Below are 13925 nucleotides of genomic sequence, written 5' to 3'. Positions count from 1 at the left end.
GCCGTCAGCGCGTCAGTCCCGGCGCAGGCGCCGGGTGAGCGCCTCCAGGACCAGCGGCGGCACCAGGTGGGAGACGTCGCCGCCCCAGGTGGCGACCTCCTTGACCAGCGACGACGACATGAAGCTGTAGGTGGGGTTGGTGGGCACGAAGAGTGTCTCCACGCCCGAGAGGCCGTTGTTCATCTGGGCCATCTGCAGCTCGTAGTCGAAGTCGCTGACCGCGCGCAGGCCCTTGACGATGGCGGGGATGTCCCGCATCTTGCAGAAGTCGACGAGGAGGCCGTGGAAGGCCTCGACCCGGACGTTGCCGTACTCGGCGGTGACCTGGCGGATCAGGTCGATCCGCTCGTCGATCTCGAAGAGACTCTTCTTGGACTTGTTGATCATCACCGCGACATAGACCTCGTCGTACAGGCGGGAGGCGCGGGAAATGATGTCCAGGTGTCCGTTGTGGATGGGGTCGAACGACCCGGGACAGACGGCGCGGCGCACTTGTGATCCCTCGCTCTCCGGTCCGGTCATCGTGCGTCTTCGCACGTAGAGGCGGCGCGACCGTACCAAAACGTTCCCTCGCCGTAGCGACGGGCCCGGAGGGGTTCGAAACCCTCGGGCCAACGGAATTCACCGCCTCTGGTGCTGCGCTCCACGGTGACGAGGGCTTCTCCGGCGAGCCAGCCTTCGGTGCGGAGTGTGAGGAGGATCTCCCGAAGATCGTCGTCCGTGACGGCGTACGGCGGGTCGAGGAACACGAGGTCGTACGGGTCGCCCGGGGGTGCCGTGCGGATGATCTGTTCCGCTTTGCCCGCTCTGACCTCCGCGCCGGGGAGTCCGAGGTTCTTCACGTTCTCGCGGACCGTGCGAACGGCCTTGGCGTCGGCCTCGACGAGGAGGGTGTGGCCGGCGCCTCGGGAGAGGGCTTCCAGGCCGACGGCTCCCGATCCGGCGTAGAGGTCGAGGACGCGTTCGCCTTGCAGGGGGCCGCCGAGGAGGGATTGCCAGGTGGAGAAGAGGCCTTCGCGCGCGCGGTCGGAGGTGGGGCGGGTGCCTGTCCCTGGCGGGACGGCCAGGCGACGTCCGCCGGCTGTGCCGGCGATCACGCGGGTCATCTGTGGTCCTTGGTCGTGGGCGGCTTCGGGTATCAGTGTGGCTGGTCGCGCCCGCGCGGCGGTAGCCGCATATGGATTACAGACCCGCGCCCCCAAGAGAGTCGCTCGTCCTCACCCCTTCTCCAAGTACTGCTCCCTCTCCTCGTCCAAGAGGGCGTCCAGTGCCGTCTGCAGGGCGGGGAGGCCGGTCAGCTCCGGATCCGCGGCCACCACCGCCGCCGCCTCCTCCCTGGCCTCCGCGATGATCTCCTCGTCCTCGATGACGGCGAGGACCTTCAGGGAGGTCCGGGCTCCGGACTGGGCCTGGCCCAGGACGTCGCCCTCGCGGCGCTGTTCCAGGTCGATGCGGGACAGCTCGAAGCCGTCGAGGGTGGAGGCGACGGCTCCCAGACGCTGGCGGGCCGGGCTCGCCTCGGGCATCTCGGTGACCAGGAGGCAGAGGCCCGGGGCCGAGCCGCGGCCCACGCGGCCGCGCAGCTGGTGGAGCTGGGAGACGCCGAAGCGGTCGGCGTCCATGATCACCATGGCGGTGGCGTTGGGGACGTTGACGCCGACCTCGATGACCGTCGTGGCGACCAGGACATGGGTCTCGCCGGCGGCGAAGCGGCGCATGACGGCGTCCTTGTCGTCGGGGTGCATGCGGCCGTGCAGGACCTCGACGCGCAGGCCCTGCAGAGGGCCCTTGACCAGCTGGTCCGCCACATCGAGGACGGCCAGGGGCGGGCGCTTCTCGGCCTCGTCCTCCGGGGACTTCTTCCTGGCGGACTTCTTCGGGTCGTCCTCCTCGTCGCCGATGCGGGGGCAGACCACGTAGGCCTGGTGGCCGTTCTCCACCTCCTCGCGGACCCTTTCCCACGCGCGCGACAGGAAGTGGGGCTTGTCGGCGGCCGGGACCACATGGCTGGCGATCGGCGAGCGGCCGGCCGGCAGCTGGTCGAGGACGGAGGTCTCCAGGTCGCCGAAGACCGTCATGGCGACGGTGCGCGGGATGGGCGTGGCGGTCATGACCAGCAGATGCGGGGGTTGTTTGCCCTTGCCGCGCAGGGCGTCGCGCTGCTCGACGCCGAAACGGTGCTGTTCGTCGACCACGACCAGGCCCAGGTCGTGGAACTGCACCTTGTCCTCGATCAGCGCGTGCGTGCCGATGACGATGCCGGCCTCGCCGGTGGTGAGGTCGAGCAGGGCGTGCCGCCGGGCGGCCGTCCCCATGGAGCCGGTGAGCAGCACGACCTTGGTGGCCTGCTCGGCCCCGCCCAGCATGCCGCCCTCGGCCAGCTCGCCCATCATCTCGACGATGGACCGGTGGTGCTGCTGCGCGAGCACTTCGGTGGGCGCGAGCATGGCGGCCTGACCACCGGCGTCGACCACGGCGAGCATGGCGCGCAGCGCGACCATTGTTTTCCCGGAGCCCACTTCCCCCTGCAACAGCCGGTGCATCGGATGGTCGGTGGCCAGGTCGTCGAAGATCTCGCGGGAGACGCGCTGCTGGCCGTCGGTGAGGGTGAAGGGCAGGCGGGCGTCGAAGGCGGTGAGGAGGCCGTCGGGGGCCGGTTTGCGGGGGACGGCGGGGAGTTGGGCGTCGGCGTGCCGGCGGCGGGCCAGGGCGACCTGGAGGACGAAGGCCTCGTCCCACTTGAGGCGTGAGCGGGCGTCCTCGATGTCCGCCTTGGTGTGCGGGCGGTGGATCTTGAGGAGGGCTTCGGGGAGCGGGACCAGGCCGCGGCCCTGGCGCAGGGAGTCCGGGAGCGGGTCGACGGCCTCCTGGGCGGTGGGCAGGACCGTCTGGATCGCCTTGCCGATCTTCCAGGACTCGAGCTTGGCGGTGGCGGGGTAGATCGGGATCAGGGCGCCCGCCCAGGCCTCGACGGACTCCGCCGGATCGTCGTCGGTGCCGCGGAGCAACTCGTAGGCCGGGTGGGCGAGTTGGAGTCGGCGGTTGAAGACGGAGACCTTGCCCGCGAACATCGCGCGGGTGCCCGGCAGGAGTTCCTTGTGGGGCTTGTGGACGCCCGCGCCGAAGAAGACCAGTTGGAGCCGGCCGCTGCCGTCCGTGATCGTGACCTCCAGGCGCTGGCCCTTGCCGCGCGGGGCCTTGGCGGAGGCGAAGGTGTGCAGGCGGGCGTCGGCGACCTGCGCGACCACCGTGACGTGCTCGTCCATGGGGAGGTCGGCGAGGTGGGTGAGCTGGCCGCGCTCCTCGTATCTGCGCGGGTAGTGGTGCAGGAGGTCGCCGACGGTGAGCAGGCCGAGGTGCTCGGCCATCACCTTCGCGGTGGCGGGGCCGAGCACCGACTTCAGCGGTTGTCGCAGGGGTTCTTCCAGTGCGGGCACGAGATCCATTGCACACCACGCCACTGACAATGGCTTCCAGGCCCGCGGCCGGATCGCCGTAAAGATCCCGGAAACCCCTGGTCAGGCGGCTCGCCAGGGCCTTAGGATGACGCGCTCCCGGCCCTCTTCGCGGTCACCGCCCCACCGGGACCGCCCGACCCCGCGCCGTCGCGAGTCCCCCACCGGCGCCGTGATGATGGACTCCCAGACCTCACAGCCCTCCCCGGCACCCCATTCGCCCCCGTCACCTCATACGTTCCAGGTCGACCTGCGTGGTCTGGTGGACCTGCTCTCCCACCACCTCTACTCCAGCCCCAGGGTGTATCTGCGCGAGCTGCTGCAGAACGCCGTGGACGCCGTCACGGCCCGACTGGTGGACGAGCCGGACGCCCCTGCCCGGATCCGGCTGCACGCCGAGGGCGGTGCCCTGCGCGTCGAGGACACCGGCGTGGGGCTCACCGAGGCGGACGTGCACAGCCTGCTGGCCACCATCGGGCGCAGCTCCAAGCGGGCCGAGGGGCTCGCAGAGGCGCGGTCCGACTTCCTCGGGCAGTTCGGCATCGGGCTGCTGGCCTGTTTCGTCGTCGCCGAACGCATCCGGGTCGTCAGCCGCAGCGCCCGTACTCCCGGGGCGCCGCCGGTGGAGTGGACGGCGTCCGACGACGGTTCGTACACCGTGCGGACGCTGCCCGACGCCGAGCGGCCCGAACCGGGCACGACCGTGCACCTGGTGGCCCGGGCCGGTGCCGCGGAGTGGCTCGCGCCCGACCGGGTCGATGCGCTGGCCCGGGACTTCGGGTCGCTGCTGCCGTACGACGTCCGGGTCGGCGACGAGGCGGTCACCGACCTTCCGGCGCCCTGGGACCGTCCGTACCCGGGCCCGGCCGCCCGTCGCGTCGCCCTCGCCCGGCACTGCCACGACCTGTTCGGCTTCACCCCGCTGGACACGATCGACCTGGCCGTGCCGCTGGCCGGCATCCGCGGGGTGGCGTACGTGCTGCCGTCGGCGGTGAGCCCGGCCCAGCGCGCGGGTCACCGGGTGCACCTCAAGGGCATGCTGCTGACCGAGCGGGCCGAACAGCTGCTGCCCGACTGGGCGTTCTTCGTGCGCTGCGTCCTCGACACGGACAGTCTGCGGCCGACGGCCTCCCGCGAGTCGCTGTATGAGGACGAGACGCTGGCCGGTGTGCGGGAGGCGCTGGGCGAGCGGATCCGTGCCTGGCTGACGGGTCTGGCGGCCGGTGATCCGGACCGGCTGGCCGCGTTCTTGTCGGTGCACCACCTGGGCGTGAAGTCGCTGGCCCGGCACGACCGGGAGATGCTGCGCACGATGCTGCCGTGGCTGCCGTTCGAGACGACCGACGGGCGGCTTTCCCTGGAGGAGTTCGCCCAGCGGCACCCGGTGGTGCACTTCACGCGGACCGTCGAGGAGTACCGGCAGGTCGCGCCGATCGCGTCCGCGCAGGGCATCGGCGTGATCAACGGCGGTTACACGTACGACGGCGAGCTGGTGGAGGCGCTGCCGTCGGTGCGGCCGGGGACCGTGGTCGCCGAGCTGGACGCGGAGACGGTCACCGCGCATCTGGACGCCGTCGACCCGGCCGAGGAGCTGGCCCTGTCGGGCTTCCTGGCGGCGGCCCGGGCCCGGCTCGACCCGCTGGGCTGTGACGTGGTCCTGCGGGCCTTCCACCCGCTGTCCGTGCCCGCGTTGCACCTCGACGACCGGGACGCCCGGCACGAGCAGGCCCGGGCGGACGCCGAGGCGCAGGCCGACGACCTGTGGGCGGGGATCCTCGGCTCCCTGCGCGGCAGCGCACCCCGCGCGCGGCTGGTGCTCAACCACCTCAACCCGCTGGTGCGGCGGATCGGCGCGCTGCCCGACCCGGAGCTGGTCGGCACCGCCACCGAGTCGCTGTACGGGCAGGCGCTGCTGATGGCGCAGCGGCCGTTGAGGCCGGCCGATTCGGCACTGCTCAACCGCGCGTTCATCGGCCTCCTGGAGTGGGCCACGCACAGCGAGGACGGTCAGGCATGAGCGAGATCTTGGACTTCGACGCCCTGCGCGAGGCCATGGCGGAGAACTCCGAGCAGCCGGAGGGGCCGGCCCGCAACGCCCGCGCGGAGGAGTTGCTGGCGGCGGCCGAGAAGCTGGGCATCCCGCTCGCCGTGATCGAGGCGCTCGGCCACCAGCTGAAGGTCTACAACTACAGCTCCGAGAAGGGGAAGATGTTCGTCCCCTTCGCGCGGCTGCTGCGCATGTGGGACGAACGGCCCGAGGACTTCGACGCGTACGAGACCCACTCGCTGCACTGGGTCTTCAAATGGGTCTCGGCCGGCATGCTGGACCAGCCGCACATCCCGCTGGCGTCGATCGAGAAGTGGCTCGGCGAGATGGAGCGCCGCTACCGGCTCGCCGGGCACTCCGAACGGGCCGTGCGCAGCGCCGAGCACAGTGTGGCCGCGCATGTCGGTGACGTGGCGCGGGCCGAGCGGGCGTACGCCGCGTGGCTGGCCGCCGACCGGGACACCATGGCGGACTGCCACGCCTGCGAGTTGCACGGGCAGGGCTGGTGGCAGGCGGAACTGGGGCGGGACGCCGAGGCGCTTCGGCTGTGGCGGCCGGTGCTGGAGGGCGAGTACGCCTGCGCCCACGAGCCCCACACGGTCTTCGCGTCCTCCCTGGTGCCGCTGCTGCGGCTGGGCCGCCCGGACGAGGCCCGGGCCAACCACCTGCGGGGGTTCCGCCTCGTCCGGGCGATGGAGAGCATGCGCGGTGCGTACGCCGAGCACGTGGAGTTCTGCGCGCTGACCGGCAACGAGGCCCGGGGCCTGGAGCTGCTCGCGGAGCGGCCGGCGTACTTCACCGACGACGGGCATCCGCAGAGCAAACTGGACTTCCTGAGCGTGGTGGCCCTGCTCATGGACCGGCTGACCGGGCTCGGGCTGGGAGAGCGGCAGGTGCCGGGGCCGGCCGGGAGGGAGTGGACCGCCCGCGAACTCGCCGCGCACGCGCGCGGGGAGGCCCTCGCCCTGGCGGCACGCTTCGACGAGCGCAACGGCACGGCGCACGTGAGCGACCGGGCACGCGCGCGTATGGCGCGGCAACCACTCGCGGAACGGCTGCCGCTGGGCGTGCGGTCGGTACGCCCGGCTCCCCCGCCCGCTCCCCCTGCCGCGCCGGTCCGCGCCGCCGGGCAGCCGGATCTGCCCGCCCTGCTGGCCGAGGCTCGGCGGCTGTCGGACGGCCTGCGGCCGAACGCCGTGGAGGCGTGGGTGGCGGCCGCCGCGGCAGCCGGGGACGCCGAGCTGGACCCGCGCGACCGTGCCGAGATGGCCGACCACGAGGCGATGTCCCTCGGCCCCGAGGGCACCGGGCTCTTCGAGCGGGCGGCAGCCCTCTACGCCGAGGCGGGCGACCCGGGCGAGGCCCTCGCCGCACGCGCGCGTGGGGCCTACGTCCGTGCGCTCGCGGGTGACGTGGACGGCGCCGTCCCGGCAGTGGCGGGCCTGTACGACGAGGTCCTCGCGCTGTACGCCGCCGGGGGCACGGGGATGCGGCAGACGGCGTCCGTCGTGATGAGCCGGGCCCGGATCCTGACGCGCAGGGCGCACCAGGCCGAGGGCGAGGGGGCCGCTCTCGCCGAGGCCGAGGCAGCCGTCCGTGAGGTCCTCGCGCTCGTCGACGGCCGGACCGGCGAGGACGTACGGCTGGCCGCGCGGGTCGCCGAGGCGCAGGCGATGTTCGGGGAGCTGGCGGGGCTCGCCGGGGACCTGCCCAGGGCCGCGGAGCTGTTCGCGCGGGGCGCGGCGGCGTTCGTCGCGGCGGGGCTGCCGTGGTACGCGGTGGAGTACGAGGCCCGCCTGGCGTCCCTGGCCCACCACCTCGGTGACGCGGCAGAGACCGAGCGGGCGCTGCGGGCGGCCCTGGAGCACGGCGGAGCGCACCTGGAAGCGCCGGGCCGGGCCCAGCTGCACCTTCAGCTCGCCGAGGTCCTCGGTGGCCGGGACGATTTTGTGGACGCGGCCCGGCACGCCCTTGAGGCCGCCCACTGGGCCGACGGGGCGGGTGAGTCGGCGACGCTGGGTGCCTGGGCGCGGCAGCAGCTCGGCGGGTTCCTGCTGCGGCAGGGACGGTGGGCCGAGGCCGCGGAGGTGCTGGAGTCGGCGCTGCCCGACCTCACCGCCGAGACGCACGGTGACGGGGCGGTCGTGCAGACGCAGTGGTGGCTCGGCGACTGCCTGAGCGAGCTCGGTGAGCACCGGGCGGCGGCCGAACGGCGTCTGCAGGCGGCCGAGATCGCCCGGCACTGGCCCGAGCAGCACGACCACGCGACCCTCGCCCACCTGGCCGGGGAGTCCCTCGGGCAGGCCGGACTGCCCGACGAGGCGGACCGGGCCTACGCCCGCGCGGGCGACCTGTGGCGCACGCTGGGCAACTCCCCCGGCCTGATCCGCTCCCTGCGTGCCCGTGCCTGGCTGGCGTTGGAGACGGAGGGCGGGCCGGCCGAGGCACGGGCCCTGATGGCGGAGGCCGTCCGCGTGTGTGAAGCGGCACGGGAGTCGGCCCCCGACCAGGAGACCCGGCAGCAGCTCGTCGCCGAACTCGGCGACACCCACCGGCAGTTCGCCGACCTGCTGACGCGATCCGTCTCCGAGGGCGGCGAGGGCCCCGCCGGCCGGGCCGTGTTGGAGGAGGCCCTGTCCCGGCTGCAGCGGGCCGCCGAGGTGTTCACCTCCCTCGGGGAGGGCGCCCTGCACAGCCGTACCGGCACCGAACTCACCGCGGGCTGGCTGGAGATCGAGCTCGACCGCCCGGCCGACGCGAGAGCACGGGCGCGTGCAGTGCTGTCGGCATACGACGGCTACGACGGCTACGACAACGCCGGTACCGACGCCGACGCGGAGACCGGGTCCGGCGACGACGGCGACGGCGACGGCGACGGCGACGGCGGGGACGACGGCCGTTCGACGGTGCGGGCCCGGCGGGCGGAGGCGCAGCACATGCTCCGCGTCGCCTCGCAGGACTGACCGCCGCCGCTCACTCCACGCCGATTCACTCCCCGCCGGCTCATTCCACGCCGATGAGGAGCAGGGCCCCCTGCCGTCCGCCCCGGTACAGCACCGTGTCGACGGCGAGGTACCCCACGCGGACCCGGCTCTCCAGACGTTCGGCGACGGTGTCGGGGACGTCGTCGCCGAGGACCAGGGTGACCATCTCACCCCCGGCCGAGAGCATGCGGTCCAGGACGGTCTCGGCGGTCACTGCGACGTCCGAGCCGATCACGGCCACGTCCCCGTCGATCAGGCCCAGGACGTCGCCGGCCTGGCAGATGCCGGCCATCGTCCAGGCCTGCCGTTCGGCCACGGTGACCTCGGCGTAGCGGGTGGCCCCGGCGGCCGAGGTCATGGCCACGACGTCCTCGTCGAAGCGGCGGTCCGGTTCGTGGACGGCCAGCGCCGCGATGCCCTGGACCGCCGAGCGGGTCGGGATCAGGGCCACCCGGACGCCCTCCACGCGGACCTGCTCGGCCGCCGCGGCGGCGGTGTGGCGCAGGTCGGCGTCGTTGGGCAGCAGCACGACCTCGCGCGCGTGGGCCCGCCGTACGGCCTGGACGAGCTCACCGCTCGCGGGCGGCTCCCCGGGACGGGCGAGCACGGCCGTCGCCCCGGCCTCGGTGTACAGCCTGGCCAGACCCTCGCCGGGCACGACGGCCACGACCGCCCGCTCGGCACGCTCCCGAGGCGGCCGTTCGGCGCCGGTGGTGTGCACGTCACCGGCACCGAAGTGCGTGATGCGGATGCGGTGGGGCCGCCCGGCCTCGATGCCGGCCTCTACGGCCGCGCCCGCGTCGTCGACATGGACGTGGACGTTCCACAGCCCGTCGCCGCCGACCACGACCAGGGAGTCCCCGAGGGCGTCCAGCCGCCCCCGCAGCCGCTCCACGGCCGCGTCCTCGGCCTCCAAGAGGTAGATCACCTCGAAGGCGGGCCCTTCCCGGCCGGGCAGGGCGGCGGCACTGTCGGCGCACTCCCCCGGGACGCCGCCGGCTGAGGCGTGGCCGTCGGCGGAGGTGGGGGCGACGCCCGGGGCGGGGACGGCGGCCGGGGCGGGGCCGCCGGCTGAGGCGTGGCCGTCGGCTGAGGTGGGGGCGACGCCCGAGGCGGGGCCGCCGGCGGGGGTCTGGCCCTGGACGGCCTCGACGCGCGCACGGGGGCCGGGGCACGCGACGCGCGCCTGGGGGACGGGGCACGCGCTTACGCCGCCTCGGCCGCTGGGCCCGCCGGGTTCCGCCGCCCGCACCCTCTCCCCCGTGAACGTCTCCACCAACGCCCCGAGCACCGCGACCAGTCCCCGCCCGCCGGCGTCGACCACCCCGGCGCGTTCCAGGACGGGCAGCTGGCCCGGGGTCGCGGCGAGGGCCGTGCGGGCTCCGTCGTAGGCCGCCCGGGCCACGCTCCCGCAGTCGCCCTCCGCGCCGTCGGCCGCGTCGGCGGCGGCCGAGGCGACCGTGAGGACGGTGCCCTCGACGGGGTGGGCGACGGCCCGGCGGGCGGAGTCGGCCGCGTGCCGCAGGGCGAGCCGCAGGCCCCGGCCGTCGGCCCGGGGGGTGCCGTCGTCGGCCAGCACCTGGGCCATGCCGCGCAGCAGCTGGGCGAGGATCGTCCCGGAGTTCCCGCGAGCGCCGATGAGGGCCCCGTGCGCCATCGCCCGGGCGGCATCGGCGAGCGTCGGCTCTCCCGCGCCCCCGGCATCTGCGCCCCCGATGCCCGTGCTCCCGGCGTCCGCCCTGCCGGCACCCACCGCGGCTTCGGACCCCGCCGCATGCCCCGCGAACACCGCCTCGACCGCCGCGACCGCCGACTCCACGGTCAGATACAGATTGGTGCCGGTGTCGCCGTCCGCCACCGGATAGACGTTGATCGCGTCGATCTCCTCACGCGCCCGCCCCAGTGTCTCCAGCGCGAGCCCGCACCAGGTGCGCACCGCGAGAGCATCGAAGAATGTCTGCGGCACCTGCGCCACTACGCCTCCCTGAGCTGCCGGACGTGGCAGGCAGCGTAGACCCCGGGGCGGGGTTCACCGGAAGTGGGCGGGGACGGGCCCCTGAGCTGCCATGGTAGTTTCGCTCTACGGGTGCAGCCGTTGTATGCTGCTCCGGTTGCCCGATCTGATCGGGCCTTCCCCCTGGCAACGCCACTCAGATTTCGAACGGCTGTTCACAGCCCGAGAGTCTCGATCCCGGCCTGCCGGGATCAACCGTAAGTGCATCTGAAGTCTTTGGAGTGACCCGTGGCTGCCAACTGCGACGTCTGCGGCAAGGGGCCGGGCTTCGGCAACAACATCTCGCACTCGCACCGCCGTACGCCCCGTCGCTGGAACCCGAACATCCAGCGTGTGCGTACCGTGGTGGGCGGGACGCCGAAGCGCGTGAACGCTTGCACCTCGTGCATCAAGGCCGGCAAGGTCTCGCGCTGACGCTCAGCTAGCGCGCAACCACTGCTGGTTCGCTGCAGAGCCGGTCCACCTCTGGTGGGCCGGCTCTTTGCCGTGCCCGGACGTGCCGAAGTTCGCCGAGCCTGATCTTCGCCGTGCCCGCTCTTGCGTCGCCCCCTCTTACCCGTGCCCGCTGTTACCCGTGCCCGCTCTTCGCCCTGCCCGCTCTGACGATCAGCACCCTCACCGCGTCTGGCCGTCAGCGTCGTCGACGTCGTCAGCGCCCGGTGCCCGGCCGGAAGCGCCAGCCGTGATCCACCGGCCCGATCCCCCCGCCGAGGGCGAACCCGGCCGCGACGGCCCCCGTGACGTACTCCTTCGCCGCCGCCACCGCCTCCGGCACGGACTGCCCCTTGGCGAGCTGGGAGGCGACCGCGGAGGCGAGGGTGCAGCCGGTGCCGTGGGTGTGGCGGTTGTCATGCCTCGGCGCCCGCAGCCAGTGCTCCTCGGAGCCGTCGGTGAGCAGGTCGACGGCGTCCCCGGGCAGGTGGCCGCCCTTGATCAGCACCCAGCGCGGCCCGTACGCCAGCACCGCCGCGGCGGCCGTGCGCATGTCGCGTTCCGCCTCGACCCGTACGCCCGCGATCTGGGCCACCTCGTCGAGGTTGGGGGTGGCGACCGTCGCCACCGGCAGCAGCTTCGTACGAACGGAGTCCAGCGCGGAGGCGGCCAGCAGGGCGTCGCCGTGCTTGGAGACGCCCACCGGGTCGACGACCGCCGGGGCGTCCGTCCCGGCGATCAACTCGGCGACCGCCTCCACGAGTTCCGCCGAGGCCAGCATGCCCGTCTTGACGGCCTGCACGCCGATGTCGTCGACGACGCTGCGGTACTGGGCCCGCACGGCCTCCACGGGCAGTTCCCAAGCCCCCTGCACGCCGAGGGAGTTCTGCGCGGTCACCGCCGTGAGGACGCTCATGCCGTGCACGCCGAGCGCGAGCATCGTCTTGAGGTCGGCCTGGATGCCCGCGCCGCCGCCGGAGTCGGAGCCTGCGACCGTCAGGACGTTGGGGATCATGACTCTATGTCCCCGAAGTGGTCCCAGCCGCCCTTGCTGGTCCACGGCGCCCCGTCGACCGTCACCTGGGGCAGCGCCGAGGGGTTGAGGACCTCGCCGATGACCTTCCAGCGGGCGGGCAGCTTCACATCCGGCGGGAAGGTCGCCACGATCGCGTGGTCCTCTCCCCCGGTCAGCACCCATTGCATGGGGTCGACCCCGACGGCCTGCCCGATGTCGTTCATCTGGGACGGGATGTCGATGGCCCCGGAGCGGACGTCGATCCGGACCTTGCTCGCCTCGGCGATGTGCCCGAGGTCCGCGATCAACCCGTCGCTCACGTCGCACATCGCGGTCGCCCCGAGCCCGGCGGCGGCCGGACCCGCGTGATACGGCGGCTCCGGGCGCCGGTGGGCCTCCACGAACGCCCGCGGTGAGCGGAATCCCCGCGCCAGCACCGCGTACCCGGCGGCCGACCAGCCCAGCCAGCCGGTCACCGCGACGCGATCGCCGGGGCGGGCGCCCGCCCGCGTCACCGGCTCCTGGTTGCGCAGATCACCGAGCGCGGTGATCGACACCATGATCGAGTCGCCGCGCACGACGTCACCGCCGACCACGGCGGCGCCCGCCACCTGGCACTCGTCGCGCAGGCCGTCCATCAGCTCGCTCGGCCACGTCACCGGCAACTCGGCCGGGACGACCAGACCGAGCAGCAGCGCGGTCGGTACGGCGCCCATGGCGGCGATGTCGGCGAGGTTCTGCGCGGCGGCCTTGCGGCCCACGTCGTAGGCGGTCGACCAGTCGCGCCGGAAGTGCCGGCCCTCCACCAGGATGTCCGTGCTCGCCACGACCCTGCGGTCGGGCGCGGCCACCACGGCGGCGTCGTCGCCGGGGCCCACCCGGACCGCCGGGGTGGTGGTCAGACGGGAGGTGAGCTCCCTGATGAGCCCGAACTCACCGAGCTCACCAACAGTGCCCTTCATCGCCCTCTCTCCCCTTCTGTCCCTGTCCGTGCCCGGTCGCGAGGCATCTCGGTCCTCGCTACGGTCGAAGTGACCGTCACGTCCTGCCGGACCTGCACCCCGGCGCGCACAACCCCGCCCCCGCAGGTCTCCCCGCGGCGAGCGGCGACGCGATACCGTGGCGTTCCTTTTCCCCACATGATCCTCGTGGCCGCCCTGGAGGTTCCGTGGTACAGGCGTACATCCTGATCCAGACCGAGGTCGGAAAGGCCTCGGTCGTCGCCGAGACGATCGGCAAGATCCCTGGGATCATCCAGGCCGAAGACGTGACGGGACCCTACGACGTGATCGTGCGGGCCCAGGCCGACACCGTCGACGATCTCGGCCGCATGGTGGTCGCCAAGGTTCAGCAGGTGGACGGCATCACCCGCACCCTGACCTGCCCGGTCGTCCATATCTAGCCCCCGTCTACCCTGGGCCGGTGAACTCTTTCCGTCACCGGCACCGTTGTGTCTTCCGCGTGTTCCGCCTGCCCGCTGTCGCGCTGTTGATCACTGCTGCGGGCTGCTCCTCGGCAGACGACAGCGCGTCGGCGGCGGTTCCCAGTCCGGACGCGAAGGTCGTGGGACTGTGCCGGAACCTGGACAAGGTACTGCCCGCGAAGGTGGACGGTGAGCATCGTGCGGATCCCGAGCCCGCGTCGGCGCTGACGGCGGGCTGGGGCAGCCCGGCGATCATACTGCGCTGCGGTGTGCCGCAGCCGCCGAAGATGGTCGATCCCAGGGTGGCCGACGGACACGATCCGGATGCCGTCGCCGGAGGTGTGAACGGGGTCGACTGGCTGATGGAGAAGCAGGACGACGGGGGGTACGTGTTCACCACCGCCAACCGGGAGGCGTACGTCGAGGTCCGGGCGCCCGAGGGCGTGGACAGCTCGGGTGTGCTGATCGATCTGGCCGCGGCCGTGAAGAAGGCGATCCCCGAGGGGATCGCCTCCTGAGCGCCCTACCGGCGCCCTTGCCCTGAGTCCGCGGGTC

Annotated in this window: 11 protein-coding genes; 5 read left to right on the top strand and 6 right to left on the bottom strand. The window is 73.2% G+C overall.

All coding sequences use genetic code 11. From position 1 onward, the window contains the following. Window positions 1-12 precede the first annotated feature (12 nt). From coaD to recG, 3 genes are all read right to left on the bottom strand, one after another. Window positions 13-492 carry a pantetheine-phosphate adenylyltransferase gene (gene coaD / locus AB0B29_RS30900; protein ID WP_362244955.1) on the bottom strand — a complete coding sequence of 160 codons (480 nt, stop codon included), beginning with the start codon at window positions 490-492 and terminating at the stop codon, window positions 13-15. Window positions 493-518: 26 nt separating this feature from the next. Then, window positions 519-1106 (bottom strand): 16S rRNA (guanine(966)-N(2))-methyltransferase RsmD, encoded by a 588-nt coding sequence (gene rsmD, locus AB0B29_RS30895; RefSeq protein ID WP_362244876.1) that lies wholly within the window; start codon window positions 1104-1106, stop codon window positions 519-521. Window positions 1107-1217: 111 nt separating this feature from the next. Continuing rightward, window positions 1218-3446 (bottom strand): ATP-dependent DNA helicase RecG, encoded by a 2229-nt coding sequence (gene recG / locus AB0B29_RS30890; protein ID WP_362244874.1) that lies wholly within the window; start codon window positions 3444-3446, stop codon window positions 1218-1220. A 187-nt stretch (window positions 3447-3633) separates the two neighbouring features. Here recG and AB0B29_RS30885 point away from each other — a divergent pair, with 187 nt between their 5' ends. Then, window positions 3634-5472: an HSP90 family protein gene (locus AB0B29_RS30885; RefSeq protein WP_362244953.1), complete on the top strand. Its 1839-nt coding sequence runs from the start codon at window positions 3634-3636 to the stop codon at window positions 5470-5472. After that, window positions 5469-8465: a tetratricopeptide repeat protein gene (locus AB0B29_RS30880; protein WP_362244872.1), complete on the top strand. Its 2997-nt coding sequence runs from the start codon at window positions 5469-5471 to the stop codon at window positions 8463-8465. Before AB0B29_RS30885 ends, AB0B29_RS30880 begins: the two co-directional genes overlap by 4 nt. A gap of 40 nt (window positions 8466-8505) precedes the next feature. Here AB0B29_RS30880 and AB0B29_RS30875 read toward each other — a convergent pair whose 3' ends face one another. Continuing rightward, window positions 8506-10461, bottom strand: a complete 1956-nt coding sequence (locus AB0B29_RS30875; protein ID WP_362244870.1) for a DAK2 domain-containing protein — start codon at window positions 10459-10461, stop codon at window positions 8506-8508. A gap of 267 nt (window positions 10462-10728) precedes the next feature. Between AB0B29_RS30875 and rpmB the strand changes: the two genes are divergently transcribed. Continuing rightward, window positions 10729-10914, top strand: coding sequence for a 50S ribosomal protein L28 (rpmB, locus tag AB0B29_RS30870; protein WP_004924906.1), 186 nt, complete (start codon window positions 10729-10731; stop codon window positions 10912-10914). A gap of 235 nt (window positions 10915-11149) precedes the next feature. On the opposite strand, the gene thiD is transcribed toward rpmB, so the two are convergent. Both thiD and AB0B29_RS30860 read right to left on the bottom strand, forming a co-directional pair. Beyond that, window positions 11150-11947 carry a bifunctional hydroxymethylpyrimidine kinase/phosphomethylpyrimidine kinase gene (gene thiD, locus AB0B29_RS30865; RefSeq protein ID WP_362244868.1) on the bottom strand — a complete coding sequence of 266 codons (798 nt, stop codon included), beginning with the start codon at window positions 11945-11947 and terminating at the stop codon, window positions 11150-11152. Next, a complete protein-coding gene (locus AB0B29_RS30860; protein WP_362244866.1) occupies window positions 11944-12909 on the bottom strand; it encodes a thiamine-phosphate kinase in 966 nt (321 codons plus the stop codon). The genes thiD and AB0B29_RS30860 overlap by 4 nt, the downstream gene beginning before the upstream one ends. A 206-nt stretch (window positions 12910-13115) precedes the next feature. Here AB0B29_RS30860 and AB0B29_RS30855 point away from each other — a divergent pair, with 206 nt between their 5' ends. Continuing rightward, window positions 13116-13349 carry an Lrp/AsnC family transcriptional regulator gene (locus tag AB0B29_RS30855; RefSeq protein WP_362244864.1) on the top strand — a complete coding sequence of 78 codons (234 nt, stop codon included), beginning with the start codon at window positions 13116-13118 and terminating at the stop codon, window positions 13347-13349. 20 nt (window positions 13350-13369) lie between these two features. After that, complete coding sequence (locus tag AB0B29_RS30850) at window positions 13370-13888, top strand: DUF3515 domain-containing protein (RefSeq protein WP_362244862.1); 519 nt, start codon at window positions 13370-13372, stop codon at window positions 13886-13888. Window positions 13889-13925: the final 37 nt, after the last annotated feature.

The sequence above is a fragment of the Streptomyces tibetensis genome (genome assembly GCF_040647715.1).
GTDB classification, from domain to species: Bacteria; Actinomycetota; Actinomycetes; order Streptomycetales; family Streptomycetaceae; genus Streptomyces; species Streptomyces tibetensis_A.
The sequence above is the reverse complement of the archived record's forward strand: the minus strand, read 5'-3'. Positions and strand labels throughout refer to the sequence as shown.

Bases quoted from the DNA above. Each gene is read 5' to 3' on its own strand.
- recG (WP_362244874.1), bottom strand. From the start codon at position 3,446: ATGGATCTCGTGCCCGCACTGGAAGAACCCCTGCGACAACCGCTGAAG.
- AB0B29_RS30880 (WP_362244872.1), top strand. From the start codon at position 5,469: ATGAGCGAGATCTTGGACTTCGACGCCCTGCGCGAGGCCATGGCGGAG.
- AB0B29_RS30860 (WP_362244866.1), bottom strand. From the start codon at position 12,909: ATGAAGGGCACTGTTGGTGAGCTCGGTGAGTTCGGGCTCATCAGGGAG.
- rsmD (WP_362244876.1), bottom strand. From the start codon at position 1,106: ATGACCCGCGTGATCGCCGGCACAGCCGGCGGACGTCGCCTGGCCGTC.
- thiD (WP_362244868.1), bottom strand. From the start codon at position 11,947: ATGATCCCCAACGTCCTGACGGTCGCAGGCTCCGACTCCGGCGGCGGC.
- AB0B29_RS30885 (WP_362244953.1), top strand. From the start codon at position 3,634: ATGGACTCCCAGACCTCACAGCCCTCCCCGGCACCCCATTCGCCCCCG.